This window comes from Micrococcus sp. HMSC31B01, assembly GCF_001816085.1.
Lineage (GTDB): Bacteria > Actinomycetota > Actinomycetes > Actinomycetales > Micrococcaceae > Micrococcus > Micrococcus luteus.
Genome location: NZ_KV825050.1, coordinates 1 through 2,096 on the forward strand (window position 1 = coordinate 1; position 2,096 = coordinate 2,096).

The window sequence follows — 2,096 nt, forward strand, 5'->3', positions numbered from 1 at the left end:
CAGTCCGAGCTGTTCGGCTTCCCCAACCCGTTGATCGGCATCGTGGCGTTCGCCGTGGTCATCACCACCGCCATGGTGACCCTCTCCGGGGCGAGCCCCGGGCGCTGGTACTGGGCCGGCCTGCAGGCCGGGGTCACCGCCGGCACGGTGTTCACCATCTGGCTGTGGTCCCAGGCGTTGTTCGAGATCCACATCCTGTGCCTGTACTGCATGATCGTGTGGGCGGCGATGATCCCGCTGTTCATCCTGCTCACCGTGCGCAACCTCGCCCACGGCGTGATCCCCGCGCACGCCGCGGTGGTGCGGTTCTCCGCCGGCTGGGCCGGAACCCTGGTGGCCATCGCCTATGTGGCCGTGGCCGCCTCGGTGTTCTGGACCTTCTTCCCGGCCCTCACCGGTTACTGACACACCAGCCGCACTACGGCCCGCCCACGCGCCCGCAACGAGGAGAAACCACACCATGGCCAAGACCGACGTGCTAGTGATCGGCGCCCGCCAAGCAGGGCTGGCGCTCGGGCACTACCTGAGGCGTGAGGAGCCGAGCTGTCGGCAAAGCCGGACACAGGTTGGGAAACCGAGAAGGGCAGGCAGTAGGTTCCTTGTCCAACAGGCCCTCTACCGCCACGTCGCGACAACCGGGCAGCTCCGTGAGGATGGAGGCAAGGTCCTCGCCCGGAAAGGAAGTACATGATCGGCTGGCTGGAGCGGTGGCAGATTCCCTTGTACCTGGTTGCCCTGGGAGCCGGTGCCGCTTGCGGAAGCGGCATAACCGAACCGACACCGTGTCCACGATCAAGGGCCAAGGCCCCACTCCTACTCCGGCCTCACCTGACCCCGCTCCGGCACCACCACCGCGGCCGAAGTCGCCGACGTTTGATCGCCTCGATGAAGGGAAATTCGCTGTGCCGCCGATCGACCAGTGGGTCACGTTCGAACCCCTCACCGGCTCACCCGTCGGCATCGCCGCTCTGCTGTTCGCGGCACTGTATCTGCGAGGAGCGATCTGGATGTGGCGAAACAGGCGCCGTTGGGCGATCGCCCGCACAGCATCGTTCCTGATCGGGTGCGCCCTGATCTTCGCTATCACGATGTTCGGTGTGAACCGTCTCGCGACGGAATCCATCACAGCGCTGGTGTTCCAGCAGATCACCCTGCTGACCGTCGTTCCGCCGCTCCTCATCGCAGGGTCACCCGGGCTGCTGCTCCTGCGCAGCACACCGCACACCGGCCTCGGGCGTCTCGTGCTCCGTGCCGCGCACGGGGGACTGCGCTCACGATTCTGGAGCGCCGCACTGCACCCTGTGGTCGCCATCGTCATTGCGATACTGCTGTACCCGGTCCTCTACCTGACCGACGCGATCAGCGTCATCATGCGCATCCCCTTCGGCCAGGACGCCTTGCTCTTCGTCATCCTCGTCCTCGGCATCGTCTCGGCAACACCGCTATGGTCCTCCGATCCGCTACCGCGCCAACCCTCCTTCGCCGCACGATTCGTCGATATCGCCGTCGAGATCCAGATCCACGCCATTTTCGGCCTGATCCTGCTCCGTACCGCCACACCGCTGTTCAGCGCATACGCCACCCCCACAGGCAGCCATGACCCCGTCATCGACCAGGCGATCGCCGGCACGCTGGTATGGACCTACGCGGAGCTGCCGATGTTCGTAGTGCTCATCGTCTGCCTGTCCCGCTGGCGAGCCCGCGACGTGCGCACCTCGAGACAGCGACAGAAAGCCGAGGACGCCGAACTCGACTCTTACAACGAGTACCTCGCCAGCCTCTCCCGAAGACGGAACGAGAGCTAGGGCATGTCTGACAATCGTTTGGACCACGCGAGCACAGCGTTCAACACCACGGCGGCCCGGTAGACGATCGCGTACTTGTCGTACCGGGTCGCCAGGCCCCGCCATTGCTTCAGGTGCGCGTACTGGCGCTCGATCACGTTCCGGCCCTTGTAAGCCTGCGAGTCCAGGCCCACGGGACGGCCACCGGCCGAGCCGCGGCGCCTGCGGTGGCCCTGCTGATCCGCCGGCTCGGGGATCACGGCTTTGATCCGGCGGGCACGCAGGTGGGTGCGGATCGCCCGGGAGGAGTAC

General features: G+C 66.1%; 4 protein-coding genes. 3 read left to right on the plus strand and 1 reads right to left on the minus strand.

The genetic code is table 11. The features are described from left to right. From HMPREF3105_RS04455 to HMPREF3105_RS04460, 3 genes are all read left to right on the plus strand, one after another. On the plus strand, window positions 1-405 hold a 405-nt coding region (locus tag HMPREF3105_RS04455), incomplete at its 5' end, for a vitamin K epoxide reductase family protein (RefSeq protein WP_305791326.1). A gap of 55 nt (window positions 406-460) precedes the next feature. Beyond that, window positions 461-691 carry a hypothetical protein gene (locus tag HMPREF3105_RS13215; protein ID WP_168167992.1) on the plus strand — a complete coding sequence of 77 codons (231 nt, stop codon included), beginning with the start codon at window positions 461-463 and terminating at the stop codon, window positions 689-691. A 91-nt stretch (window positions 692-782) separates the two neighbouring features. Beyond that, the gene (locus tag HMPREF3105_RS04460) at window positions 783-1,805 is read left to right on the plus strand and encodes a cytochrome c oxidase assembly protein (protein WP_246830328.1); all 1,023 of its coding nucleotides are present in this window, start codon (window positions 783-785) and stop codon (window positions 1,803-1,805) included. Here HMPREF3105_RS04460 and HMPREF3105_RS04465 read toward each other — a convergent pair. Then, on the minus strand, window positions 1,802-2,096 hold a 295-nt coding region (locus HMPREF3105_RS04465; RefSeq protein ID WP_070708859.1), incomplete at its 5' end, for an IS5/IS1182 family transposase. The genes HMPREF3105_RS04460 and HMPREF3105_RS04465 overlap by 4 nt on opposite strands.

Bases quoted from the DNA above. Each gene is read 5' to 3' on its own strand.
- HMPREF3105_RS13215 (WP_168167992.1), top strand. From the start codon at position 461: ATGGCCAAGACCGACGTGCTAGTGATCGGCGCCCGCCAAGCAGGGCTG.